At 52.0% G+C, this 25,988-nt stretch carries 22 protein-coding genes and 4 tRNA genes; 2 read left to right on the plus strand and 24 right to left on the minus strand.

What is annotated here, in order from left to right; all coding sequences use genetic code 11:
- Positions 1-313: 313 nt before the first annotated feature.
- The 6 genes from LCF41_RS20520 to purB all read right to left on the minus strand — a co-directional run bounded on the left by LCF41_RS20520 (position 314) and on the right by purB (position 5,837).
- Entirely contained in the window at positions 314-1,471 is a 1,158-nt protein-coding gene (locus LCF41_RS20520) for a M20 peptidase aminoacylase family protein (RefSeq protein ID WP_225086110.1), read from the minus strand.
- 77 nt (positions 1,472-1,548) lie between these two features.
- A complete protein-coding gene (locus LCF41_RS20525; RefSeq protein WP_180743796.1) occupies positions 1,549-2,310 on the minus strand; it encodes an amino acid ABC transporter ATP-binding protein in 762 nt (253 codons plus the stop codon).
- Positions 2,311-2,319: 9 nt separating this feature from the next.
- Positions 2,320-2,991, minus strand: coding sequence for an amino acid ABC transporter permease (locus LCF41_RS20530; RefSeq protein WP_225088240.1), 672 nt, complete (start codon positions 2,989-2,991; stop codon positions 2,320-2,322).
- A gap of 141 nt (positions 2,992-3,132) precedes the next feature.
- Entirely contained in the window at positions 3,133-3,924 is a 792-nt protein-coding gene (locus LCF41_RS20535) for an amino acid ABC transporter substrate-binding protein (RefSeq protein WP_225086111.1), read from the minus strand.
- Positions 3,921-4,463, minus strand: coding sequence for a GNAT family N-acetyltransferase (locus tag LCF41_RS20540; protein ID WP_180743798.1), 543 nt, complete (start codon positions 4,461-4,463; stop codon positions 3,921-3,923). Before LCF41_RS20540 ends, LCF41_RS20535 begins: the two co-directional genes overlap by 4 nt.
- A 9-nt stretch (positions 4,464-4,472) precedes the next feature.
- Complete coding sequence (gene purB / locus LCF41_RS20545; protein ID WP_225086112.1) at positions 4,473-5,837, minus strand: adenylosuccinate lyase; 1,365 nt, start codon at positions 5,835-5,837, stop codon at positions 4,473-4,475.
- Between the two features lie 247 nt (positions 5,838-6,084).
- Between purB and LCF41_RS20550 the strand changes: the two genes are divergently transcribed.
- Positions 6,085-7,392 carry a histidine-type phosphatase gene (locus tag LCF41_RS20550; RefSeq protein ID WP_225086113.1) on the plus strand — a complete coding sequence of 436 codons (1,308 nt, stop codon included), beginning with the start codon at positions 6,085-6,087 and terminating at the stop codon, positions 7,390-7,392.
- A 121-nt stretch (positions 7,393-7,513) separates the two neighbouring features.
- Here the strand turns inward: LCF41_RS20550 and LCF41_RS20555 are convergent.
- The 18 genes from LCF41_RS20555 to trxA all read right to left on the minus strand — a co-directional run bounded on the left by LCF41_RS20555 (position 7,514) and on the right by trxA (position 24,573).
- Positions 7,514-7,590: transfer RNA gene (locus LCF41_RS20555), tRNA-Pro, on the minus strand.
- A gap of 42 nt (positions 7,591-7,632) precedes the next feature.
- Positions 7,633-7,719, minus strand: a tRNA-Leu gene (locus LCF41_RS20560).
- A gap of 42 nt (positions 7,720-7,761) precedes the next feature.
- Positions 7,762-7,837 (minus strand) — tRNA-His (locus tag LCF41_RS20565).
- A gap of 121 nt (positions 7,838-7,958) precedes the next feature.
- Positions 7,959-8,035 (minus strand) — tRNA-Arg (locus LCF41_RS20570).
- Positions 8,036-8,174: 139 nt separating this feature from the next.
- Positions 8,175-9,566, minus strand: coding sequence for a bifunctional threonine/serine APC transporter ThrP (gene thrP, locus LCF41_RS20575; RefSeq protein WP_225086114.1), 1,392 nt, complete (start codon positions 9,564-9,566; stop codon positions 8,175-8,177).
- 286 nt (positions 9,567-9,852) lie between these two features.
- Positions 9,853-10,602, minus strand: a complete 750-nt coding sequence (gene wecG / locus LCF41_RS20580; protein ID WP_225086115.1) for a lipopolysaccharide N-acetylmannosaminouronosyltransferase — start codon at positions 10,600-10,602, stop codon at positions 9,853-9,855.
- Positions 10,599-11,990: an ECA oligosaccharide polymerase gene (gene wzyE, locus LCF41_RS20585; protein ID WP_225086116.1), complete on the minus strand. Its 1,392-nt coding sequence runs from the start codon at positions 11,988-11,990 to the stop codon at positions 10,599-10,601. Before wzyE ends, wecG begins: the two co-directional genes overlap by 4 nt.
- Complete coding sequence (locus LCF41_RS20590; protein WP_225086117.1) at positions 11,987-13,072, minus strand: TDP-N-acetylfucosamine:lipid II N-acetylfucosaminyltransferase; 1,086 nt, start codon at positions 13,070-13,072, stop codon at positions 11,987-11,989. The genes wzyE and LCF41_RS20590 overlap by 4 nt, the downstream gene beginning before the upstream one ends.
- Positions 13,069-14,319 (minus strand): lipid III flippase WzxE, encoded by a 1,251-nt coding sequence (gene wzxE / locus LCF41_RS20595; RefSeq protein WP_225086118.1) that lies wholly within the window; start codon positions 14,317-14,319, stop codon positions 13,069-13,071. Before wzxE ends, LCF41_RS20590 begins: the two co-directional genes overlap by 4 nt.
- A 1-nt stretch (position 14,320) precedes the next feature.
- Positions 14,321-15,451 carry a dTDP-4-amino-4,6-dideoxygalactose transaminase gene (gene rffA / locus LCF41_RS20600; RefSeq protein WP_225086119.1) on the minus strand — a complete coding sequence of 377 codons (1,131 nt, stop codon included), beginning with the start codon at positions 15,449-15,451 and terminating at the stop codon, positions 14,321-14,323.
- 4 nt (positions 15,452-15,455) lie between these two features.
- On the minus strand, positions 15,456-16,193 hold the full coding sequence (gene wecD, locus LCF41_RS20605) for a dTDP-4-amino-4,6-dideoxy-D-galactose acyltransferase (protein ID WP_225086120.1): 738 nt from the start codon (positions 16,191-16,193) through the stop codon (positions 15,456-15,458).
- A gap of 44 nt (positions 16,194-16,237) precedes the next feature.
- A complete protein-coding gene (rffG, locus tag LCF41_RS20610; RefSeq protein WP_225086121.1) occupies positions 16,238-17,311 on the minus strand; it encodes a dTDP-glucose 4,6-dehydratase in 1,074 nt (357 codons plus the stop codon).
- Positions 17,302-18,564 (minus strand): UDP-N-acetyl-D-mannosamine dehydrogenase, encoded by a 1,263-nt coding sequence (gene wecC, locus LCF41_RS20615; RefSeq protein ID WP_225086122.1) that lies wholly within the window; start codon positions 18,562-18,564, stop codon positions 17,302-17,304. The genes rffG and wecC overlap by 10 nt, the downstream gene beginning before the upstream one ends.
- 126 nt (positions 18,565-18,690) lie before the next feature.
- Positions 18,691-19,815: a non-hydrolyzing UDP-N-acetylglucosamine 2-epimerase gene (gene wecB, locus LCF41_RS20620; protein WP_225086123.1), complete on the minus strand. Its 1,125-nt coding sequence runs from the start codon at positions 19,813-19,815 to the stop codon at positions 18,691-18,693.
- A 67-nt stretch (positions 19,816-19,882) separates the two neighbouring features.
- The gene (gene wzzE / locus LCF41_RS20625) at positions 19,883-20,929 is read right to left on the minus strand and encodes an ECA polysaccharide chain length modulation protein (protein ID WP_225086124.1); all 1,047 of its coding nucleotides are present in this window, start codon (positions 20,927-20,929) and stop codon (positions 19,883-19,885) included.
- A gap of 21 nt (positions 20,930-20,950) precedes the next feature.
- A complete protein-coding gene (gene wecA, locus LCF41_RS20630) occupies positions 20,951-22,048 on the minus strand; it encodes a UDP-N-acetylglucosamine--undecaprenyl-phosphate N-acetylglucosaminephosphotransferase (protein ID WP_225086125.1) in 1,098 nt (365 codons plus the stop codon).
- 476 nt (positions 22,049-22,524) lie between these two features.
- Complete coding sequence (rho, locus tag LCF41_RS20635) at positions 22,525-23,784, minus strand: transcription termination factor Rho (RefSeq protein ID WP_225086126.1); 1,260 nt, start codon at positions 23,782-23,784, stop codon at positions 22,525-22,527.
- A 462-nt stretch (positions 23,785-24,246) separates the two neighbouring features.
- Positions 24,247-24,573: a thioredoxin TrxA gene (gene trxA, locus LCF41_RS20640; protein ID WP_010283883.1), complete on the minus strand. Its 327-nt coding sequence runs from the start codon at positions 24,571-24,573 to the stop codon at positions 24,247-24,249.
- A gap of 118 nt (positions 24,574-24,691) precedes the next feature.
- Between trxA and rhlB the strand changes: the two genes are divergently transcribed.
- Positions 24,692-25,984, plus strand: a complete 1,293-nt coding sequence (rhlB, locus tag LCF41_RS20645; protein ID WP_225086127.1) for an ATP-dependent RNA helicase RhlB — start codon at positions 24,692-24,694, stop codon at positions 25,982-25,984.
- The last annotated feature ends 4 nt before the right edge of the window (positions 25,985-25,988 follow it).

Consider the following 25,988-nt stretch of genomic DNA (forward strand, 5'->3'; position numbering starts at 1 on the left):
CGATAAATTCATGATAACCCGCTAATAATAAATACTATTTTTATTTCTTCACTGGAAATGAAGCAAACGCGCAATGGGTGATAAAAACGAGACGGACCTCACAAAACCTGTCGCTATTCAGAGACGGATTTATAAATAAAAATATTAAACCTTATTAATCAACTAATTAAATGTCTCTTTTTTGCGACAGCAGATCCCGCCAAGTGTCGTGTTTTTCCGACAGTCCTATCAAAGCTGCTGATTTAATTTAGAAAAGGGGAACATATCCGCGCCGGAAAACAGACGCGAACAGAGTTGACTTAATGATAGGAGCTTAGCGGGAGGAGAGTTGTTCCAGACTCTGCTTCGCCATCTGGTACAGATAGTGCGCGGTCGGGAACAGCGCGCGATCGTCAACGCGGAATTTCGGGTGGTGCAGCGCATATGGCCCGCCGGAGCCGACCATCATGAACGTACCAGGTAGTTTCTGCTGATAGAACGCAAAATCTTCACCAATCGGGCTGGCTTCCACACGACGTGCTTCAAACCCTTCGTCACTCGCCACATTCAGCGCAAACTCGACCCACTCCGGCGTGTTGATCACCGACGGCGGCCCTGCGTGCCACAGGAACTCGATTTCCGCACCAAAGGTGCTGGCAATACCGGCCACGATCTGGCGGAAACGCTGTTCAATCAAATCACGCGCATCCTGATTGAACGTTCTGACCGTGCCTTCAACGTAGGCAGTATCAGGGATAACGTTCCAGGTGCTGCCGCTATGAACCTGAGTAATCGACACCACCGCGTTGTTGTCAGAAGACACAGTACGGCTGATGATGGTCTGTACGGCAGAAATCAACTGACCCAGAATGATAATCGGATCGTTGCCTTCATGTGGCTTCGCGGCATGACAGCCTTTTGCCGCAATCTTGATCTCAAAGCGGTCAACACCCGCCGTCAACGCGCCATCTTTCCCGCCGATAACGCCAACAGGCAGCGTCGGATCGTTGTGGATACCGAAAATCGCTACCGCATTGTCCAACGCACCAACCGCAATGACTTCCGGCGCGCCCAGCCCGGTTTCTTCGGCAGCCTGGAATAAAATTCGCACCGTGCCTTTCAGCTCCTGCTCGATTTTCTTCAGCAGAATCGCCGCGCCCAGCGCAGCGGAAGAGTGAAAATCATGACCGCAGGCGTGCATCACGCCTTTATTGAGCGACGTGAATTCTACGCCAGACTCTTCTTCAATCGGCAGGGCGTCGATGTCAGAACGCACCACGACCAACGGGCCATCCTGAAGGCCGCCCACTTCGGCAACCAAACCCGTTTTCAGCGGCAGATCGAGGACGCGAATCCCCTCTTTTTCCAATACCGCACGAATCTTCTTCGTGGTTTCAAACTCCTGATTCGACAGTTCAGGGTTGCGGTGTAAATCGTGGCGAAACGCCTGAATAAACTGAGCCAGAGGCTCATGTTGAGGTGCTGTTCTCATGAATACTTGCTCCACATTATCGTGCCCTGCCTGACAGGGCGGCCTTGTTCAGGCGTGCAGGTGTGTCTACGTATACGTTAAATATCGTACTCAAGCGGCTCAGGCAGCTTGGTCAACTGACGCAGGAAACGCTGGGTCTGCGGGTTGTCCGAGAAGCTAATGACTTGCTCCGCCGGACCTTCTTCAACGATGTGCCCGTCCGCCATGAAGATCACACGGTCAGCCACTTCTTTCGCAAACTGCATTTCATGGGTAACGATCACCATCGTGGTGTCGTTCTTCGCCAGCTTCTGAATAACCTGAAGCACTTCGTGTACCCTTTCCGGGTCCAGCGCCGAGGTCGGTTCATCAAACAAAATCGCCTTAGGATCGACTGCCAGCGCACGCGCAATACTCACGCGCTGCTGCTGCCCGCCGGATAACGTCACCGGATACTGCGCCGCCTGCGGCAGCAGACCGACCTGCTCCAGCAAAGCAAGACCGATTTCATCCGCCTGCTTCTTCGGCATTTTTTTCACGACAATCAGCGCTTCCGTTACGTTCTCCAGCGCCGTCTTGTTCTTAAACAGGTTATAGCTCTGGAACACCATCGCCGTCTGGCGGCGCAGCGCGTAGGCTTCTTTAGAAGAGTAACGACGCGTATCCAGCGTTTGGTCGCCAATGTGAATGGTGCCCGATTCTGGGGTTTCCAGCAGGTTCAGACAACGCAGCAGCGTGGATTTACCCGACCCGGATGGGCCGATAATCGCCACGACTTCGCCTTTCGCGATATCCAGACTAATGTTGTCCAACACCACCTGATCGCCAAAGCGTTTAGAAAGATTCTTTACACTGATCATGTCAGCCCCTTATCGCTGTAGCGAGTGATTCAGTTTCTTCTCCAGCTGCTTTTGCAGCCAAGAGTAAACAATGATCACCAACCAGTAAATCAGACCCACAACCAGGAAGGTCTCAAAGAAACGCAGAGATTCGGCGGCAATCATTTTGCCTTCCGCGAACAGTTCGGAAACACCCAACGCAAAAGCCACCGAGGTATCTTTAATCAGAGAAATGAACGTGTTCCCCGTCGCTGGCAGCGCGTTCAGCATGGCCTGAGGCAACACGATGCGGCGATAGACCTGCGCTTTACTCATGCCAATGGATAGACCCGCTTCCGTCTGACCGAAATCCACCGAAGCCAGACCCGCACGGAAAATTTCTGCCATATAGGCGGACGTTTTCAGGCTAAAGCCGATAATCGCCGCCGTCATCGCATCCAGATTGGATAAGCCGGGGAACAGCTGCGGCAGGCCAAAGTAGATGATAAACAGTTGAACCAGCGACGGAATGCCGCGGAACAGCGAGATATACAGTTCGACGATTTTTACTACCACGACGACCTTGCTTTCACGGACTAACGCCAGGATAAGGCCGAGAACCATAGCAAAAAACATCGAAACCACGGCAAGAAACAGCGTGGTCGGCAAATACATTAATACCTGGGGAAAGACCTTTAACAGGTAGGCAAGATCGATATTCATGAGTAATACCATTAATGCTTCCACCGGCCATATTGCGCCGGTGGAACAGGGTTATGACTAGGCTATATAACGAATCATCTGGCTATCTACATCACGAATCATCAATCTACGTAACGACCCGGCCAGAATGACGGCGTGAGGTTATTTAGCCGGTGATACCGTAATGTCTTCACCAAAATATTTTTCGGAGATCGCTTTCAGGCGTCCATCTGCACGCATTTTCGTTAACTCTGCATCGAACTGCTTACGCAACGCATCGCCTTTCTCGTCCTTATGGAACGGGAAGCTCACTTCTTCAATCACCAGCGGTTCACCAACCAGTTTGAACGGCAGGTTACGCTTATTGATTTCCGCCAGCAGGATAGGACGTGAATTCACATAGCCTTCAACACGTTTAGATAACGCGTCGTTCATTGCGCCGTCGCGCGTTTCATAGGTGCGGATATTCACGCTGCCATCGGCAAACGCTTTTTTCAGGTTATTAACGTGGTTAGAACCCAGCACACCAGCCACTGTCTTCCCTTTTAGGTCAGCCAGCGTATTAATGTCCACGTTGTCTTTGTGCGTCACAATCTGGCTGCCGTAGAAGCTGTAAGGCTGGGCGAAATTGTATTTTTCCTGACGCGCAGGCGTAATTGCCACCACGTTCGCCACGGTATCCAGTTTTTTCGCTTCCAACTGTCCCATCAGGCCGCTGAAATCGGCGGTAACCCACTCAACTTTGTAGTTCAGATCTTTCGCAATGGCTTCCGTCACTTCAACGTCAAAGCCGACCAGCTTGTTATCTTGCTTGAAGCCGCTTGGATAGCTTTGGCCGGTTGAACCCACTTTCAGGACTTTTTCCTGCTCGGCGCTGCTTTTCCCAGAATCACAGCCGGCTACAAGAAAGGCGGTCGTCAGCGCCAGAACAGACAACGTTACTTTTTTCATCATTTTACTGCCTCTCTTTTTGAGTTTTTATCTTTCCACTGGTCATACAATTGGTTATCAAGGATTTTTTCCATCCAGATTGTCAGGTGTCCTTTCCCCAGATTCGTCTGCCCGACTTCCCTGAAACCATAATTTCTGTACATCTCGATCAGCCACGGGTGGTTTTGTGCCGTGCCAAGCGACACCGCAGGCGCTTTAAGCTGGTTAATCAGAATTTCTTCTTCCAACCAGCCCATCATTTGCTTACCCAACCCCTGTTTTTTATAGCCAGGGTGCGTTGCAAACCAGCCCAGATGGGGTAAACCGAACGGGCCTGGCTCCGGCCCCCACGGATAGCGGATGGTAAATGACGACACCATCTCTCCGTCTTTCTCCATCACATAAACGCCGTGTGAGGCAATATGCGTGCGCACCATGTCGATATCCGCATGGGCAGCAGAGAAGTTGATACCTAACTGACGGATCGGCTCAAACGCCGCCAGCGCCAGCGCCAAAAAAGTTTCATCATCCGCAAGCGTAGCCTGACGAAATACGATACTCATGGTGTCACCTTATGCTGGCAGCAGGCCGGAGTTGTCCGCATAACGAATCACGTCATCCACTTTCTGCGGCGCACTGCCAACGTAGTTAGCCGGATTCAGCCATTCGTCCAGATCGGCGGCAGTCACCTGCTCGGAAAGCACCGGATGGGTCAATAGCACCGATTTAAACGATTGATTCTGCTCGAATGCCTGCATAGAGCATTCGTAAACCAGATGGTGAGCGGTCTGCTTGCCGAGACGTTTACCAATCTCAAACATCACTTTTTCAGACAACAGCAGGCCATTTTGCAGATCGAGGTTCGCCAGCATTTGCTTCTCGTTGACGGACATCCCACGCAGGATGCCAAGCGCGTTCTGAAGCTGAGCGGACAGATAGATATTGATTTCCGGCAGCGCGATCCACTCCGCACGCCAGCTCATCGCATCACGCTCGTGCTCAACTTTCATGGATTCATGAATCAGCGCGGCACTCTTGAACAGCGGTGCCGTCAGGCTCGCCAGCCCTTCCAATGCGGCAGGGTTACGTTTATGCGGCATGGTGGTAGAACCGATTTTCCCTTCGGAGAACGGCTCTTCGATTTCATTAATCTCGGTGCGCATCAGGTTGTACAGCTCGTTGCCGATTTTACCCAGCGTACCGCTGATCAGCACCGCGACAGAAGCATATTCGGAGAAACGATCGCGGGCAGACTGCCAGCCGATGTTCGGCGTATTCAGCCCCAGTTTATCCAGCGTCAGACGCTCGATTTCCGGCCCTTGTTCGCCAAAAGAAGCATAGGTGCAGATGGCACCGTTAATGTTGCCGACCAGAACACGTTCTTTGATTTCACTCAGGCGTTCGAGGTGGCGAATAAATTCATCCAGCCACACGGCCAATTTGAAGCCAAACGTGGTAGGTAGCGCCTGCATACCGTGGGTACGACCGGCCATCAGCGTATATTGGTATTTCTTCGCCAGACGTTTCAGTTCAACGGCCAGCAATTGTGTATCTCTGACGACAATATCAAAAGATTGTTTCAGCTGTAACACAGTTGCCGTATCAACGATGTCCTGCGTGGTCACGCCGTAGTGAATAAACTCACCTGCCGCGCCGCACTGTTTCTGAATCGCGGTAATCGTCGGCATCAGAGAGTGCTTCATACGTGCCGCATCTTTTGCAATCTCTTCAACGTTAAGCGCACTTGCGTCAGCGTTTTCTGCAATGGTTTTTGCCGCATCCAGTGGAATGACACCCAGTTCACCCTCAGCAAGCGCCAGGGCAACTTCGACTTCGACCTGTTTAGTCAGGCGGTTATGCTCGGACCAGACACCGCGCATTTCGGGCGTGCCAAAATTATTCCCTATAAGAAGAAAATCAATAAGATGTGATGCCATAATTAACTCGTTAGTGTTGGATTTATCAGGCGGGATTTATGTCGTCTTTTTAATTTTTAAAAATATAACATGCGGAAATTATGCGCTTTATACCTTTGGGATCTATCTTAGATCAAAAAGTTTGATTGCAAACTATGCATGTAGAAATGTTCGCTAACACTCTCTCCCAAGCGGAAAAGCCCGTTTGTCACTTTCCTCTTCCTACAATAAAACTTCTTATCCGTATGACTGCTGACGAAGGATTATCATGCTTTCCCACACGACATTACGCATACCCCGTACCCTATTGATTACCATGATCATTATTTCTTCATTCTCTACTCAGGCCCAGGCTCAGGATCGCTACCAGTTGGAAAAGGTGGTCGAAGTCAGCCGTCATGGCGTACGTCCTCCGACAGAATCCAACACGACGGCGCTGGAGTCCGGCACAGCACGAGAGTGGTCGAAGTGGGTCACACGCGAGGGTGAATTAACCGGACACGGCTATGCCGCTACCGTGCTAAAAGGCCACTATGAAGGCGAATATTATCGTCAACAGCATCTGTTCGCTTCAGGTTGTCCGACAGAGCAGCAGATTTACGTGCTCGCCAGTCCATTACAACGCACCCGCGCCACCGCACAAGCCTATATGGATGGCATGTTTCCCGGCTGTGGCGTGGCGACGCACGCCGTTGAGGATGAAAAGCAAGATCCGCTGTTCCACGGGGATAAAATGGGAATTGGCAGGCTTGATCCCGAACGGGCAAAGGCCGAAGTGTTGAAAGCAATGGGAGGCGATCTCAATATTGCCTATCAGCGGCTTCAACCCAGCATCGAGCAGTTGAAGCAGATCGTATGTAAAGCGGATAAACCGTGCCCGGTGTTTGATAAACCGTGGGCGATAAAACAGGATAAAGACGGTTCGATTTCTATCAGCGGCCTGAGTACGCTGGCGAATATGAGCGAGGTATTCCTGCTGGAGTACAGTGAGAATCTGCCACAGGTGCAGGTCGCATTTGGTCACGTCAGCAACACGCAGGATCTCACTCCGTTGATGGCTCCGATGACGGCTAAATACGATTTCACCAATGATGTTCCCTATATCGCACAGCGCGGCGGTTCACTATTCATGCAGCAAATCGCACAGGCTCTGGCACAGGGGACGCAGGAAGAGCAAGACACCACACAAGGGGAGCCGCCGTCAGCCCCTTACTTACTGTATGTCGCCCATGACACCAACATCGCCTACCTACGCACGATGTTGCAGTTTCATTGGCTGCTACCCGGCGATACCGCTGATAACATTCCCCCCGCGGGTAGCCTGGTATTCGAACGCTGGCGCGATACCACCACGCAACAGCGTTTTTTACGTATTTATTTCCAGACACAATCGCTGGATCAGATCCGTTCGCTGACGCCGTTGAGCGCTCAACAGCCGTTATTGAAAGAAGAATTGACCTCTCAGGGCTGCCAGCAGACGGAAAAAGGCACGCTGTGCCCTTTCGATACCGCTCTGAAATCCATGCGAAAAAGTATCGATAGCAGCGCGCTGGCACCTGTGCACTACGCGCCATAACGCGCACTCCCGCAGAGAAGCAACGTCTTGTCGGGTTGACGAATCTGACAAGATTTTTGCCAGAGAAGACAAATCGCAGACGAAAAAAAAGCACATCTTTCGATGTGCTTTTTTTTTTAATTGGTCGGCGAGAGAGGATTCGAACCTCCGACCCACTGGTCCCAAACCAGTTGCGCTACCAAGCTGCGCTACTCGCCGAATGTACTGCTTTTTTGAACATCACTGATGTTCTCGTTTGTGTGGTGCGAAGAGAGGGACTTGAACCCTCACGTCCGTAAGAACACTAACACCTGAAGCTAGCGCGTCTACCAATTCCGCCACCTTCGCATAACTCACAAACTGTCAATCAACTACTATAGCTGCAAAATCTGGGGTGGCTAATGGGACTCGAACCCACGACAACTGGAATCACAATCCAGGGCTCTACCAACTGAGCTATAGCCACCATCACCACACTTTACATCAACTACTTATTACGCGGTACTTCCTTTTCACGGGATACTTTCTTTACGAAGGTAAATGTACCACCGCAGCTCTTGCACACAACATACTTCATAAAAATATAATGGTGCGCCCGACAGGATTCGAACCTGAGACCTCTGCCTCCGGAGGGCAGCGCTCTATCCAGCTGAGCTACGGGCGCTTAGCGCCGTTGCGGGGCGGGATATTACGGGCTTAGCGACTGGCTGTCTAGTGCTTTTTTATCGAAATGATGCGTTTGGTTATGATTTATTCATTCCAAGCTAAATAACAGACAGTTATGCCCTTCCCGCCCCCAAATGCTACGATTTACCCCCTACTGGCGGCGCTTTTTTACCCAGTCCCAGCGCGAAATAGCACAGGCTGACTACGGCTAAAAAGGCGATACCGACCAATAAAGACATCCGCGTATCGATATTGATGTACATTCCTACCAGCACACACAGCAAAAACGCCATCGTCAGGTAGTTTACCCACGGGAACAGTATCGATTTAAACGGGTGTGCGGCCAGAGCGGCACGATGCTGTTCACGAAAACGCAGTTGGCTAATCAACACCACAAACCACGGCACCATGCCTGGCAGTACGCTCGCGCTATAAACATAAACAAACACTTTTTCGGGGTTAGGGATAATGTAATTCAATACCGACCCAGCCATCAGGCAAAGAATCGAAATCATGACGCCCGCAGCCGGTACGCCGCTGGCCGTCACTTTACCTAACCAGGCAGGAAGCTGGCGATTATTGGCCAGCGAATACAGCATACGGCCACAGCTATACATACCGCTGTTACAGCCGGACAGCGCGGCCGTCAGTACCACAAAGTTGATGATGCCTGCCGCCGCCGTGATGCCAATTTTCGCAAAGGTCAGCACAAACGGGCTGCCGGATGTACCAATTTCATTCCAGGGGAAAATCGTCACGATAACGAAGATTGCGCCCACATAGAAAATCAGGATGCGCCACAGAATATTGTTGATTGCTCGCTTCAGCGTCACCTGCGGGTTTTTCGCCTCACCCGCCGTAATCCCTACCAGCTCCACGCCCTGATAAGACGCTACCACCAGACAGAGTGCGAATAGCAGGCCTTTCCAGCCTCCGGCCAGAAAACCACCGTGTTCGGTCAGATTACTGAATCCGGTCGCCTGACCGTGGTTACCAAAACCGAAGAAAATAATGCCGACACCAACGACAATCATCACAACGATGGTGGTGATTTTTATCATGGCGAACCAAAATTCGATTTCGCCATACAGCCTGACTGCCGCAAGGTTTGCGCCCGCAACCAGTGCAACCGCGGCAATAGCCGGTATCCACTGCGGCAAATCGGGGAACCAGTACTGAACATATACGCCAATGGCGGTAATTTCCGAAATCCCGACCGCCATCCACATAAACCAATAGCCCCATGCGGTGAGATAACCGAAAAAGGGATTCATATATTTATGCGCGTAGACGGCAAACGATCCTGCGACCGGCTCCAGATACAGCATTTCACCCATTGAGCGCATGATGAAGAAAACGAAGATCCCAGCGACAATATAAGCCAGCAAGACCGATGGCCCTGCCCACTTCAGCGCACTGGCTGCGCCCATAAACAGCCCGACGCCGATCGTGCCACCCAGCGCAATCAGCTCAATATGTCGGGCTTCTAACCCCCGATGGAGTTTTTCCTGCTTTGCCTCTTCTACCATATATCCTCTGTCTTTATGTTGTGCTTATCCCGGCTGCTGCCGGTTATTGTTCTTATTCAGAAAGGCGATTGATTAGAAAGAATGTGCCCTCGCCTCTAATCAGCGGCCATGAAAATACCGTAATGTGAGTGTGAATAACACATCAGGGATGACGAATACGCCAAAGATAGAATTCTGTATTTCCGATTGGCTGGAAAACAGACAATTAAAATCGAATAGGGATAAAAACACAGGGCGATATATCGCAGAGAAAGGTTGGCGTGTTCAACACGCCAATTTAATGAGGTTACAGGCGACCGCTATAGTGATAGGCCACATATTTCAACAGCCTGAGTTGCCGAAAAATACGACTCGGCTGGGACAGCAAACGATACAGCCACTCCAATCCTAAGTTTTGCCACACTAAGGGAGCACGCTTTACATGCCCGGTAAAGACGTCATACGTTCCGCCCACGCCCATATACAAGGCATCAGGATAGTGGTGACGACAATCGCGCATCAGAATTTCCTGTCGCGGCGACCCCATCGCGACGGTAACAATCTGCGCACCGCTGGCGCGAATACGCTCAAACAAGGCATCGCGCTGCTCTGGCGCAAAATAGCCATCCTGACTACCAACAATATTCACATTCCACAGTGCTCGCAGTTTTGCTTCCGTTTGTGCCAGCACCTCAGGTTTGCCACCCACCAGAAAAACCGGTGTTCCCTCTTTGCCTGCCCGCTCCATTAGCGCTTCCCACAGGTCTGCGCCTGCAATCCGCATGACGTCAGCCTGCGGGTACTTGCGACGAATGGAACGCACAATGCTAATGCCGTCCGCATACTTATAGTCTGCGCGATCGAGCAGTGTACGCAACGCCACATCTTTCTCTGCCGTGAGCACTTTCTCAGCGTTAATCGCGACAAGTGTTCCCGTCTCAACCTGTTCTCCTGCAAACAGGTAATCAACGAACTGCGTCATATTGCGGAAGCCGTGAATGGGCAAATCACGGATGGTATACAGAGGGATTGTCTCTGTGGTTTTTAACGCTGTCATATCTGTTCCTTTATCACAGGATCCGGTACGGTGCTGGATGTCGGCGCTAGCGGCGTCGCACGCATACGCATCAGGCGCTGCCGGATTAGCCCGGCGCTTTCCAGCAGCCAGTAAAGCAGTTTGGCAACGAGCAGACACAGGCCAAATACCAGGCAGAAAAACACCACGCGTGAAACAAAGGAATCGACGCCTTCACGCGTCAGCACAATGATATTGAACACCGCCCCGAAGCAGAACGCCTGCAAAATAGCGGCCTTATAGCGGTTGCTGTCGCGTTTTCCTAACTCGTACACCCAGTCGAACCACTTGATAACCAACCCGACTGCAATCGCTCCCAGCGGGATAAACAGTACGCCGCCCATCACCACCAGCGACCCCAGCAGCGTGGGAGATATCGCCAGCCCGGAGTGGTTATTCAGCACTTCCCAGGTGAAATAGTTCGCACTGTTTAACACCAGATTCGGGCGATCAGGCCATAGCCAGGAGGGAATGAAAACATAGAAATCACGGGCAATCGGCGCCAGCCCCTGAAATTCAATCTTGTCGTAGTTCTGCCACAGCAGCGCCAAATTTTCCCAGGGTGAGAAAGTGTCACGGGTTAAATAGAGGAAAGTATAAAAGGCGTAATCGCCGCTGACATCCAGCCCATAGCGCTTCAGCGCCAGCCAGAACATCCCGACAATCCCGAACGCGCCTGCCGCAACCAGCATCCACAGCGTAATCCAGCCACGCAAAATGCCAATAAACAAAAACAGGGCGAAGGCGATGATCAGATTCGCACGCGTTCCGCCGACAATCACGTAGGTCAGCATCCCAAATGCAACCGTACCAATGAGGAACATCAGCCACGCACGCTGCGTCTGACGCAGGAAATACACCACCAGCATCGCCGGAATGAAGAAGTAGAAAAAGCGTTTCAACGCCACGCCGGATACATCGCTGGAGAATATCTGGCTATAAGAGCGCAGTTTAAACAGCAGAAAGCCATTGTTAAGAAAGAAAATACCGACGGTGGCGACCGCAATCAACGCCAGCAACAGCCAGGTCAGATTGGCTTCAACCCGATTCACCGTCAGGAGTGGCGCACGCGGCGCGGAGGCTTTCTGACGCAGGCGAGTCTTATAGCTGACGTAATAGATCGCATAGAACGCTATCGCGGACAGCATCGCCTGAAGCAGGTACTGCACGGGAACGACCTCAACGCCGAACCGGAATACCAGCACGCAGGTAAACGGAAAACCGAAATAGAACGTCAATAAATAGAGCAATGAAAACAGCACGTTAAAGTTAAAACGCACTCGCCGAAACTCCATCCAGGTCAGGCTCAGGATAAAGATGACTGAAATCAGGTAGACGACAAACAGCCCACCAAATTGCCCCAGCGTCATGTTGGTTCTCCCGTCGCCAACGCCAGCGCCTCTCGCCAGCCTTGCAGATAATTGGGATTAAAGAACGCGATCTGGTGCTTATCTACCGATGCCAGTTGGCGCTGCGCCTCACGCACCAGCGCTTCATCCAGCTCATCACCGTAAAACAGTACGGGCAACCCCTGTTCCGTCAGATCCTGCCAGAACGGATTTTGCCGACTGATCACGAACGGCACGCCAAACTGAATCAGCAGGCATAACGTCCCGATGCCCTGCTGGCGATCGAAAATAAAATAGCCCAAATCGCAGGTGCGTAGCATGTTGAGGTAGTCATCAAACGCCAGTTGATCCTTTAGCAGTTGGAAATTTTTCACACCAAACAGCGCTAAACCGTCTTTTTCCACCTGCGCGATATAGGATTGGTTATTCGCAGGGTAGCCCATTGGCACAATCACCCGCACATTTTTCCCGAACTGTGTGTGAATCGCCCGCAGCGCTTCCTGATGGCGATTCGTGCGATCGCCAGAATTGCCGACCAGAATCGTCATCGGTCCTGCTAGCGGTTTATCCACCTGCATGCCCGTTAGCGCCGGATTCATTCGCGTTGGGAAGTACAACAATGACGTCGGCACACGAGGTGCTCGCGGTGCATACCACGCCAGATCGCCACGCGTAGCAAACACGTGCCCAACACGCTTTTGCGCCATGCGTCGCAGCCAATAAAACAGGCGGTATTTCAGGCCACTCGCTTCCTCATACAGATCAGCGCCCCACACGTGCCAGTAAACCTGTTCGGATTTGATTTTCCCGCTCAGCAACGCCAGCCACAGCGTGGGGTTAAACTGCCCGTGCAGGAAAAAGCGCATCTTACGGTTCGCTTTGGCTCTGGCAATGACGGCCTCAGCCAGCGTTTTCTTATCCACGCAGGTTTCAATACGCAGTGCGGGAAAGTCAGCCGATGAAATGCCATCGCAGGACGCCACGATGAAGTGCCGAATCTGCTGTTCGGGGAGTTCCGTCGCCAGTACGTCGTTAAAAAAACGTAAAACGGTCTGGTTATGATGCGGGATGTCAGATCCCAATACATGAATCAGTGTCGTCATGCTCGCCTACGGTAAATAATGAATACGCAACAACAAAGCAAAAAATAGACCAGATAGGTTGCCATATAGGCCTGCGCCGCACCTTGTGCGCCATACAGCGGAATCAGCCAGTGGGAAAACCCTGTCAGCAGGAGAAATTGGCTGACTTCCGTGAGCAGATAAAAGCGCAGTGCCGCTTTCGCGATGACCAGATAGCCAAATACGTAAGCGCCCACTTTCATTACATCGCCTACCAATTGCCAAACAAAGAGATCTCTCATTGCAGTAAACTGGCTGGAGAACAACAGCCAGATGGCAAAATCTCGCAGCAGCCACACGCAAAAGCTGACGCCCGCCACGACGGGCAGCACAAATTTCAGCGAGCGAACGATTTCCTGCGACAGCGCAGCCTTGTCCGTCAGACGCGACAGTGTCGGCAACAGATAAACGGTAAAGGAGGCGGTAATGAATTGCAGGTAAGCATCGGAAATACTGCTGACGCCCTGCCAAATGCCCACCTCATCCCAGCTGTAATGCGCCGCCAGCAAATTACGCATCATGATATATGCCACGGGCAGCGTCACTGCGGTCATTAACGCCATCAGCGTGAACTTGCCCAACTGACCTGCAATAGCGCGCTCCCACGCTGGTTTTAGCGACACAAGCGACAGCGGCGTACGTCGCAGTAGCATGATGCCCGCGGGAATCACCAGCAGTGCAGGCACCAGCGCCAACCCCGCCAAAGCGCCAACGTAGCCACCGAGTTGCAGACAGAGCCAAAAAGCCGCCAATCCGATCAGGCTACCGCCGATCACCGCCAGCGCGTTGCCTACCGCATCCCGATAGCCTTTGAGGATCGCCAGAAACAGGTTGGCATAGGCGATGCCCATTTGAATAAACGCCAGCGCATGCACCACATCGCGATAGTCGTCATGCCCAAATAGCAGATTGGCGATAGGCGTTGCAGCAGCCAGAAAGAGTATCGCCAGCAGCGTGGAAAACCCCAACACCAGCGTGACAGACGTACCGAGTAGCAGCCTCAGCCGTTCAGGCTGTTGCTGATATTCCGCCACGTATTTGGTGACGCCGTTGAAGATCCCGGCACCGGCTAACACCCCCAGCACCGTAATAAGCTGGCGGAAATTCCCTGCCATTCCCACACCGCCAGGGCCAAATGTGACCGCCAGCAGTTTGACGACAACCAGCCCCGCGCCGATTTTTATCAGCGTGGAACCAGCCGTCCATATCGATGCCTTCGCCAACGACATATCAGGAGAAGAAACTCAGAATGGTGTTGATGACCGTCCGCTGATTGACGTCCGACAGGTTGTAGAACAGCGGTAAACGTACCAGCCGTTCACTTTCCTGCGTGGTGTAACGATCTTCACCAGAGAATTGACCGAAATTCAGACCCGCCGGGCAGCTATGCAGCGGAATATAATGAAAGACCGTCATGATTTCGGCTTCTTTCATGTAATTGATAAACGCGCTGCGATCGTCTTGGGAGCTGAGTTTGATATAAAACATATGCGCGTTGTGAATGCCATTAGCTGGCACGGTCGGCAGCGTAATACGCCCGGCATCGGCCAGCGATTTGAATGCCGCATAGTAGTTCTGCCATAGCTTCAGGCGGCGCTCGTTGATCGGCCGAGCCGCTTCCAACTGCGCCCAGAGATAAGCAGCCTGAATGTCCGCCATCAGGTAGCTTGAACCGATATCACGCCACGTGTATTTATCCACCTGTCCGCGGAAAAACTGGCTCCGGTTCGTGCCTTTTTCACGGATGACTTCCGCGCGCTCCACCAGTCTTGCGTCATTAATCAGCGTGGCCCCCCCCTCACCGCCCGAGGTGTAGTTCTTGGTCTCATGAAAGCTGAAGCAGCCGATATGACCAATGGAACCCAGAACACGGCCTTTGTAGCTGGACATCACGCCCTGCGCGGCATCTTCCACGACATATAAATCGTATTTCTTCGCCAGCGCCATAATCGCGTCCATCTCGCAGGCCACGCCCGCGTAGTGGACTGGCACGATAATGCGCGTCTTTTCCGTGATAGCCGCTTCGATTTTCGTCTCGTCAATGTTCATGGTATCCGGGCGGATATCGACAAACACGATTTTCGCGCCGCGTAGCACAAAGGCGTTAGCAGTGGAAACGAAGGTATAGCTCGGCATGATCACTTCATCGCCGGGCTTAACGTCCAGCAGGATAGCAGCCATCTCCAGCGAAGCGGTGCAGGAAGGCGTGAGCAGGACTTTTTTACTGCCGGAATAATGTTCCAGCCACTGCTGACAACGGCGGGTAAACCCACCATCGCCGCACAACTTACCGCTGCTCATGGCAGCCTGCATATAGTCCAGTTCCGTACCGACAATCGGTGGCGCATTAAATGGAATCATGTGATCACCTGTATAACCAATACGCCGTGCTCTCAATCGTGGCACCACGGCGAAGATAAAGACGAAGCGCCGCCACGTTGCCAACCTGCGTCGCGACTCGAAGACGAATCAATCCTTGTTGTCGGCACCACGTTTCCGCCAGCGCCATCAGCTGTGAACCGATACCGCGTACCGCCACACCCGGCCAAACGCCAAGTAGCCCGATACGTGCATCCGTGTCATCCACTCTGCGTAGCGTGACCCATCCTTGTGGATTGCCGACGGCATCTTCCGCCAGTAAACAGCAGTGATCGAACGTACCGCACACGGCATTTTCAATCCACTGCGCATAGAAACGCCCGCTATCCTCCGGCTGGTACCACGGAGAACGAAAACGGCTCAGCGCAAACACGCGTGATGCCGCGTCCCTCAGTACCGGGATATCGTCGCGCGCGGCTTCACGCCAGCGCGGTAGCGGCGTCACTACCGTAGCCCGCTCCAGCGACAGACTGAGACTGAGATCGACTTCGCCTTCAACCAATCGAAAACCAAGATCGGCAAGCACATCCGCCAACACCAGATTGTCCGCCGTAATTTTGGCCTGCGTCAGCGTAAAGGCGCTCAACACATCAGGCGTCAACACGGGCGCAGCAGGCGAAAAATTCAGCTTACCGCTGTCGATCTGGAAGAACTCACTCTCCCAGCCCAGCGGTTCAACCGTGGCGCGAATCTCTCCCTGTCCTACTGATACCGGATGGATCATTGTTTCGCTCCTTCTTTTCCTTTTCCGCCACTGGGCACAGGTGTTTAATCGTTAAGTCCTAAACGTTCGCCGGCATAAGAACCATCCTGCACGCTGCGCCACCATTTTTCGTTATTCAGATACCAGTTGACGGTTTTTCTCATACCCGTCTCAAACGTTTCTTCCGGACGCCAGCCCAGTTCACGTTCAATTTTTCTGGCATCGATCGCGTAGCGCATATCATGACCAGGGCGGTCTTTCACGTAAGTGATGAGATCGCGATAACGTTCCACGCCAGCGGGTTTATTCGGTGCCAGTTCTTCCAACAGCGCGCAAATGGTCTGCACGACCTCAATGTTTTTACGCTCGTTGTGGCCACCGATGTTGTATGTTTCGCCGATTTCACCTTCTGTCACCACTTTGTACAGTGCACGAGCGTGATCTTCGACAAACAGCCAGTCGCGGATTTGCGCGCCGTCACCGTAAACCGGCAACGGTTTACCCGCGACCGCATTCAGGATCACCAGCGGAATCAGTTTCTCTGGGAAATGGTAAGGGCCGTAGTTATTCGAGCAGTTGGTGATAATCGTCGGGAACCCGTAGGTACGCAGCCAGGCGCGAACAAGATGGTCGCTGGATGCCTTCGAGGCCGAATAAGGGCTGCTCGGCGCGTAGGACGTTGTTTCTGTGAATAGATCGTCTGTCCCGTGCAGATCGCCAAACACTTCATCAGTGGAGATATGGTGAAAACGGAACGCACGTTTGTCCGCATCAGCCAGGCCCTGCCAGTAGTGGCGTGCCGCTTCCAGCATGGTGTAGGTGCCAACAATGTTGGTTTCGATAAACGCCGCCGGGCCGTCGATAGAGCGATCGACATGACTTTCTGCCGCCAAATGCATCACCAGCGCGGGCTGGTAGGCCTTAAAGACACGGTCCAGCTCAGCACGATCGCAGATATCTACCTGCTCGAACGCAAAACGTTCGCTATCGGCAACGGGAGCCAGAGAAGACAGATTACCTGCATAAGTCAGTTTATCGACAATGACGACGCTGTCCTGCGTCTCCGTCAGAATGTATCTGACCAACGCCGAACCAATAAACCCTGCACCACCGGTAATTAAAATACGTTTCAACGCCATACTCCTTTGGTATCAATGACCCACTGTTGTTTCACATCTTCTGGGTTAATCGCTTTAAACTGACGATGGTCGACTAACATCACCAACACATCGGCTTCTTTTAATGCACTGCTGGTATCGACCAGTTTCACCTGCCCGGTCAATACGGACGGCAGGTGTTTGACATTGGGTTCGACGGCTAACGTCACGCCGGTATTCCACTGTGCAATCATGGACGTAATCCCTACCGCAGGGCTTTCACGCAGATCGTCAATGTCAGGCTTGAACGCCAGTCCAAAGCAGGCCACCGTAACCTCGCTGGCACGTTTATTCGTTTGTGCCAGATAATCCGCTACGGCCGCTTTGACGCGATCCACCACCCAGAGCGGTTTGCCATCGTTGACCAGTCTGGCGGTATGAATCAATCGAGCCTGCTGCGGGCTCTGCGCCACGATAAACCAGGGATCAACCGCAATACAGTGCCCGCCGACGCCAGGGCCGGGTTGCAGGATATTGACGCGGGGATGACGGTTTGCCAATCGGATAAGTTCCCATACGTTAATGTTTTGTTCGGCACAAATCAGCGAAAGCTCATTGGCGAAAGCAATGTTGACATCGCGGAAGCTATTTTCCGTCAACTTGCACATTTCGGCGGTGCGGGAGTTAGTAACCACACACTCACCTTCAAGGAAGATTTTGTACAGTTCACTGGCGCGCGCAGAGCACACCGGGGTCATACCACCAATCACGCGATCGTTTTTAATCAGCTCAACCACCACCTGACCGGGCAGCACACGCTCAGGGCAATAGGCAATATTGATATCCGCCGTTTCCCCAGCCTGCTGCGGAAACGTCAAATCCGCACGCGCATCGGCTAGCCACTCGGCCATTTGCTCGGTTGCCCCTACGGGGGATGTCGATTCCAGAATCACCAGATCGCCTTTCTTTAGCACAGGTGCGATGGACGCAGCGGCAGCCTGAACATAGGTCAAATCGGGTTCGTGATCGCCTTTGAAAGGGGTAGGAACGGCGATCAGGAAAGCATCGGCGGGTACGGGCTTGGTCATGGCCTGGAGATAGCCATTTTCCACGGCGACTTTGACCAGTGAATCCAGATCGGGCTCGACAATATGGATTTCGCCGCGATTAATGGTTTCAACCGCCAGTTTATTCACATCAATACCGATGACTTTTTTCTGACGGGATGCAAAGGCTGCGGCAGTGGGTAAACCGATGTAGCCTAAACCGATTACGGAGATGGTAGTAAAGCTCATAGTGTCACCTGATAATTTTTATGTCTGGCCGTCGTGTGACGACGTTTAAAATCGCTCCTGGCGATTTTTTATGTCGAGCTATCCCTGCCCGACCCCCTTCGGGTCGCCGCTGGACGGCGCTAAAAATCATTTCCTATGATTTTTTAAAGCATCAACAATGCGTTGGCAGGCCTGACCATCGCCATAGGGATTATGGGCGTGGCTCATTGCCTGATACGCCTCTTCATCCGTTAGCAGCATAGAGACCGCATCAACAATGCTGGTCACTTCTGTTCCCACCAACTTAACCGTGCCCGCTTCAACCGCCTCCGGCCGCTCTGTCGTATCACGCATCACCAATACGGGCTTGCCTAACGACGGCGCTTCTTCCTGAATACCGCCAGAGTCGGTCAAAATCATGTAAGAGCGATTCATCAAATACACGAAAGGCAGATAGTCCTGCGGCGCAATCAGCATCACATTATCAATGCCGCTCAGGATTCGATTCACGGGTTCACTGACGTTAGGATTCAGGTGAACCGGGTACACAATTTGTACTTCAGGGTGGCGACGAGCAATATCCGCCAGCGCGCTACAAATGCGCTCAAAACCGCCACCAAAACTCTCGCGTCGGTGTCCGGTAACCAGAATCAGCTTCTTGCTGTCGTCCAAAAAGGCATATTTTTCATCAAGGCTACGGCGCAACGCGGCATCGCCGAGGATACGGTCACGCACCCAGAACAGCGCATCGATCACCGTATTGCCGGTCACAAAAATATGTCGATCGGACAAGTGCTCACGCAGCAAATTCTGGCGGGAATTTTCCGTCGGAGCGAAGTGGTACATTGCCAAATGCCCGGTTAATTTACGGTTGGCCTCTTCCGGCCAGGGCGAATACAGATTGCCAGTGCGCAATCCCGCTTCTACGTGGCCGACGGGGATGCGCTGATAAAAGGCCGCCAGGCTGGTTGCCAGCGTCGTGGTGGTATCGCCGTGTACCAATACCAGATCCGGTTTGAACTCCGTCATAACGGGTTCAAGCCCCGATAAAATTCGGCAGGATATCTCACTCAGCCCCTGTCCCGGTCGCATAATATCCAGATCGTAGTCTGGCGTAATATCGAACAAACGCAGCACCTGATCCAACATCTCTCGATGCTGGGCTGTCACGCAAATCCTCGATTCAAAGGCTCCATCCTGAGCCAGAGCATGAACCAGCGGCGCCATTTTAATGGCTTCCGGCCGGGTGCCGAAAACAGTCAATACTTTCACATTGAATCTCTTTAATCAGGTTAGACGCAGACGCTCGCAGAGCGTCAAACGCGAATCAGCAAGCTGCTTAGCGCGGACGGCGAGCCAAGGCAACACCCGCCCCAACGAGCGCACCAATCGCACCCCACATCACCATCAGGAATGCCCGGCGTGGGCTGTCGCGCTTCACCGGTTCTTCCGGCGTACGCAAATAACGGTATGTCTGGAAACTCGCCTCAAGCGTTGGGCCAACGTCCAACGTCGCCAACATCGCGCGATTTTGATCATAATCCAGTTCGTAGTGCGGGCCGCTGGTCTGCAATGTTTCCAGTCGGGCCTGGAGCATCGGCCTGCCGAGCAGGAACATTTCCGATGCGGGGATTTCGTCTGCCGGCGTATCCGTCTGGCTACGGCTAATGCCTTGCTGCTGTGCGATTTTCAGCGCCAGTTCAACGCTGCGGACTTCGCGATCGTAAATCGCTTTCGCTACGGCTTCCTGACGCTTGATCTGCGATTTCATGAAGATAGTTCTGGCAGCCCAGGCCCCCTTGATCTCTTCATTCAGGTGGTTGGCGGCTCGCTGGCTGGCAAAAGCCACATACTGACGAAGCAACGTGTTGGAATCCGCAGAGGTTTCCGCCACCAGCTTCACAGAATCATTGGTTTTTTTCCCATCATCGCGCGGCGTAAACTGAATGTTGTTGACCATTTCATCCAGCAGAGCGGAATCCGCCTTTGCATCACCTTCCAGTCGCTGCTTGTAATAATCGGTCTGCAACCAGAAATCGCGGCGGGTATCGTAAGCCGCTAATTGCATGATGAATTCATCATAAGCATCAGCCGAAATAGACGGCTGCTCTGGCTGAGGAGTAGAAAAAGATCGAGCGTCGAGGTTACGCAGGAATTGCTGCTGCGAATAATACCCTCCTAGCATATTGACCGTCGGCTTGTCGGTAATCGCTGTCGCGCTCCATTCCTGTTTAACAAGATAGGAGTAGCCTAATGCCACAACGGCAAAAAGCAGGCCGATCGCTATCGGCCATACCTTTCCCCGCCACAGCAGGCGAAATAAACCACGGATATCCAGTTCGTTATCAATCAACGCATTCCCGGTAGACAAATTCTCTGATTTCATTACTTCCCCAAAATTATTTGGTCAGGATGACTGCTTTTGCTCATCGGAATGCCGCATACGGCGTTTGATTCGCTTGATAAAACGGGCGACCCGCCATGCTCGTTTCAGGCAGTAGCCATACAGTAGAAATGCAAGCAAGAATAATGCCAACATCAACCATTCGGGTATAAAAAAGAAATACTCTCCCAACACACCAACCGCAGCCAACAAAGCGGCGGCGAGCGTAATCAGCACAAAAGCCTGTCGGGAAGAAAAACCTGCACGCATCATTAAATGATGAATATGCTGTCGGTCAGGTGAGAACGGGCTCATCCCTTTGCGTAAGCGCCGATACATAATGGCGATCATATCAATCAGCGGGATCGCGATGATCCACAATGCCGTCACCGGATTAATCGGATGCTGCGGGCCTTGCGTCGTTTGGATCAGAAGCCAGATCGCCGTGAAACCAATCATTGTGCTTCCCGCATCGCCCATGAAGACTTTGTAGCGCCGTCCAAACACGCCCAGATTCAGCAAAATGTAAGGCAGCGTCGCCGCGATCATGGCGAAACACCACAGAGCCAGATTCGAATGGCCGCTCAGATACAGCAAAATCCCCATCGCCCCAAATGAGACGCTGGACAATCCGCCGAGCAACCCATCGATCCCGTCCACCATATTGAACGCATTAATCGCCGCCCAAACGGCAAACAGCGTGACCAGATAACCAAACGGCCCCAGCGCCATCTGCCATGGGCCGAAAATGTATCCCAGATTGTGTAGCGTCAAGCCAGCAAAGGCCATCATCACCACCGCGACAAACGCTTGCACAACGGCACGAATTTTCACACTGATATCAAAACGATCGTCCAGCATGCCGACAAAGACCAGCACGCCCGCACACAGCAGGTAAAGACGGAAGTTGGGAATATATTGGTCGGTAATAAAGTAGCTAAAGCAGATACCCGCATACACAGAAATGCCACCAACCAAAGGCACAAGACCCCGGTGACGTTTACGGTAGTTGGGACGATCGACAAGCCCTATTTTACCCGCGATGCTGCGAGCAAAAAAAAGAAAGCCCAGAGAAAACAAGAAAATAAATAGTAATTCGGTACTCATAGTGAGTAAGTTCACCGTTAACAGCTGCGCTGTAGCTGTTCAGTATAGACTCGGTTTACGCCTTATATCCTATCGCCCACGTTGATCGCCAGTACAAATTGAGTGAGAACCGCGACTTCCCAGTAGAAAGCCCTTTCACACCCGATCAATGAGGGGATAAAAAAACGCCACGACCCAGCGTGGCGTTCCCCGAGTTATCCGTAATGTACCCGTCATACTTCAAGCCGCATGTGCGTTGGCAATACTCGGCTCATTTCAGAGCCTCGCCCGAAGGGTCGCCGCAAGCGGCGTTCAAATTGGCTAAACCAATTTGTCCTTACTCACCCCAGTCACTTACTGATGTAAGCTCCTGGGGATTCGTGCGCTTGCCGCGTTACAAGGCACATAAATGTACCTCGCCCTGACGGGCCAACGCTTTGCGTTGTTCAAAACGCTAGCGTTTTGTCCTGCAACTCGAATTATTTAGGGTATATATAGATGAACGCCCGGATTTATGAACGTTTCATCATATCGAAGAATTCATCGTTGGTTTTCGTCATCGCCAACTTGTTGATCAGGAATTCCATCGCGTCGATCTCGCCCATTGGGTGAATGATCTTGCGCAGAATCCACATCTTCTGCAATTCTTCAGAGGTGGTAAGCAATTCTTCTTTACGCGTGCCGGAGCGGTTGTAATCAATCGCTGGGAAGACGCGTTTTTCTGCGATTTTACGTGCCAGGTGCAGTTCCATATTACCTGTACCTTTAAACTCTTCGTAAATCACTTCATCCATCTTGGAACCGGTATCCACCAGCGCAGTGGCGATGATGGTCAGGCTACCGCCTTCCTCAACGTTACGCGCCGCACCGAAGAAACGCTTTGGACGATGCAGGGCGTTAGCATCCACACCACCAGTCAACACTTTGCCCGAAGCAGGAACAACGGTGTTGTAAGCACGCGCCAGACGAGTAATGGAGTCCAGAAGAATGATAACGTCTTTCTTATGCTCAACCAGACGCTTCGCTTTTTCGATCACCATTTCGGCAACCTGAACGTGACGGGAAGCGGGTTCGTCAAACGTTGACGCCACCACTTCACCTTTCACCAGACGCTGCATCTCGGTCACTTCTTCCGGACGTTCGTCAATCAGCAGTACCATCAGCACACAGTCAGGATGGTTGTAAGCAATGCTCTGCGCAATATTCTGCAGCAGCATGGTTTTACCTGCTTTAGGCGGTGCAACGATCAAACCACGTTGACCACGGCCAATCGGCGCAGCCAGATCCAGCACACGCGCCGTCAGATCTTCTGTCGAGCCGTTACCGCGTTCCATACGCAGACGAGAGTTTGCATGCAGTGGCGTGAGGTTTTCGAACAGGATCTTGTTGCGGGAGTTTTCAGGTTTGTCGTAGTTGACTTCGTTAACTTTCAGCAGCGCAAAGTAGCGTTCACCTTCTTTCGGCGGACGAATCTTGCCAGAAATGGTGTCACCAGTGCGGAGGTTAAAACGGCGGATTTGGCTGGGAGAAACGTAGATATCATCGGGGCCTGCGAGGTAGGAGCTGTCTGCGGAGCGAAGAAAGCCGAAGCCGTCCTGCAATATCTCCAGCACACCATCGCCGAAAATATCCTCGCCGCTTTTGGCATGCTGTTTCAGAATAGCGAAGATAATATCCTGTTTACGCATGCGGGCCTGGTTTTCCAGTCCCATATTTTCGCCAAGAGCAATTAACTCAGAAACTGGCGTATTCTTTAATTCGGTAAGATTCATAGTGGTGGGTTCTTTAACTCGGGGTAAATCTCGAACTATTAACGTGAATGGTATGGCAGGGTCATCCGTGCCTCTATAACTGCCTTCAACCACCGGATTCCTGTCTGGTTTCACACCTGAAGCGCATTACATCCGCGCAAAACAACATCCGCATAAACGATATCCGCATAAATCAACGGCAGGAGATCGAAGACACATAAAACCAAGTATTGTAAAACTAGTAGACTGCCAAAATCGGATCATAAATGTGTTGTAAAACAACGGCGTTTCGATTTCGACACAGAATAATGCTTTAGACTCTAACTTTCAGGCTTAAGCCTAAGGGCTTAAACATAGGCAAGTACGATATGCAGTAATGAAGAATCTAGCACGCTTCCCGACGAGCGGCAAGCAGTCAATATGAGAATTGCATATTGCCCGATTGCGCCCGCCGGCAATACCCTTTTGAGGGTATAAAGCTAATTACAGATTCGCCGTCAGGAACTCTTTTAGTTGCCCTTTGGACAGTGCGCCGACTTTTGTCGCAGCGACTTCGCCGTTTTTAAACAGCAGCAGAGTGGGGATACCACGGATACCGTACTTCGGCGCAGTAGCCGGATTTTCATCAATGTTCAGTTTGGTAACCGTCAGTTTACCTTCAAACTCTTCGGCGATTTCATCCAGAATAGGAGCGATCATTTTGCAAGGACCACACCACTCAGCCCAGAAATCAACCAAGATAGCGCCCTCAGCTTGCAGTACTTTCGTGCCAAAGCTGTCATCAGTCAGGTGAATTATTTTATCGCTCATATTTTACTCCGCAGGATTATTTCTACCTTGTTGGTGTAGCATTAACCAACAACGGCTTGACTTTATTTCACCGGATACGCTTTCGTAAAGCAATAGTTAGCTGATATTCTACCACACTATGAGCAAAACACACTTAACTGAACAGAAGTTTTCCGACTTCGCCCTGCACCCGCAGGTTATTGAAGCTCTTGAAAGCAAAGGGTTTCATAACTGTACGCCTATTCAGGCGTTAGCTCTGCCATTGGCTCTGTCAGGGCGTGATGTTGCAGGTCAGGCGCAAACCGGTACCGGCAAGACGCTGGCTTTTCTCGCGTCTACTTTCCATTATTTGCTTTCACACCCTGCAAATGCAGAGCGTCAAACCAATCAACCACGTGCCTTAATTATGGCACCCACTCGTGAATTGGCTGTCCAGATTCACTCTGACGCAGAAGCACTGTCTCACCTTACCGGGTTAAAACTGGGTTTAGCCTACGGTGGAGACGGTTACGACAAGCAGCTTAAGGTGCTGGAAAACGGCGTTGATATTCTGATCGGCACCACGGGTCGCCTGATCGATTACGCTAAACAGAACCACATAAACCTGGGCGCGATTCAGGTCGTCGTGCTGGACGAAGCAGACCGTATGTACGATCTTGGCTTCATCAAAGACATTCGCTGGTTGTTCCGCCGCATGCCACCAGCGACACAGCGTCTGAACATGCTCTTTTCCGCAACGCTCTCCTACCGAGTGCGTGAACTCGCGTTTGAACAGATGAATAACGCAGAGTATGTGGAAGTTGAACCGGAACAGAAAACCGGCCATCGCATTAAAGAAGAACTGTTTTATCCGTCTAACGAAGAAAAAATGCGTCTGCTCCAGACACTACTGGAAGAAGAGTGGCCGGATCGCTGCATTATTTTCGCGAATACCAAGCATCGCTGTGAAGACATCTGGGGTCATCTGGCTGCCGACGGCCATCGCGTTGGACTGCTGACGGGCGACGTCGCACAGAAAAAACGCCTGCGTATTCTGGAAGAATTTACCCAGGGCAATCTGGATATTCTGGTGGCAACGGACGTTGCAGCGCGCGGTTTACATATTCCTTCCGTGACCCACGTTTTTAACTACGACCTGCCAGATGATTGCGAAGACTACGTTCACCGTATTGGCCGTACCGGCCGCGCAGGGCAAAGCGGAAATTCTATCAGCCTGGCCTGTGAAGAGTACGCACTGAACCTCCCGGCTATCGAAACCTATATCGGTCACAGCATCCCGGTTAGCAAATACAACAGCGACGCGCTGATGAATGATTTACCCGCGCCGAAGCGTTTAACGCGCCCACCGCGTTCCAATAATGGTCCGCGCAGACACAGCAATGCGCCGCGCCGTAGTGGAGCGCCCCGTAATAACCGTAAACGAGCGGATTAACCGT

Source organism: Pectobacterium colocasium (genome assembly GCF_020181655.1).
GTDB classification, from domain to species: domain Bacteria; phylum Pseudomonadota; class Gammaproteobacteria; order Enterobacterales; family Enterobacteriaceae; genus Pectobacterium; species Pectobacterium colocasium.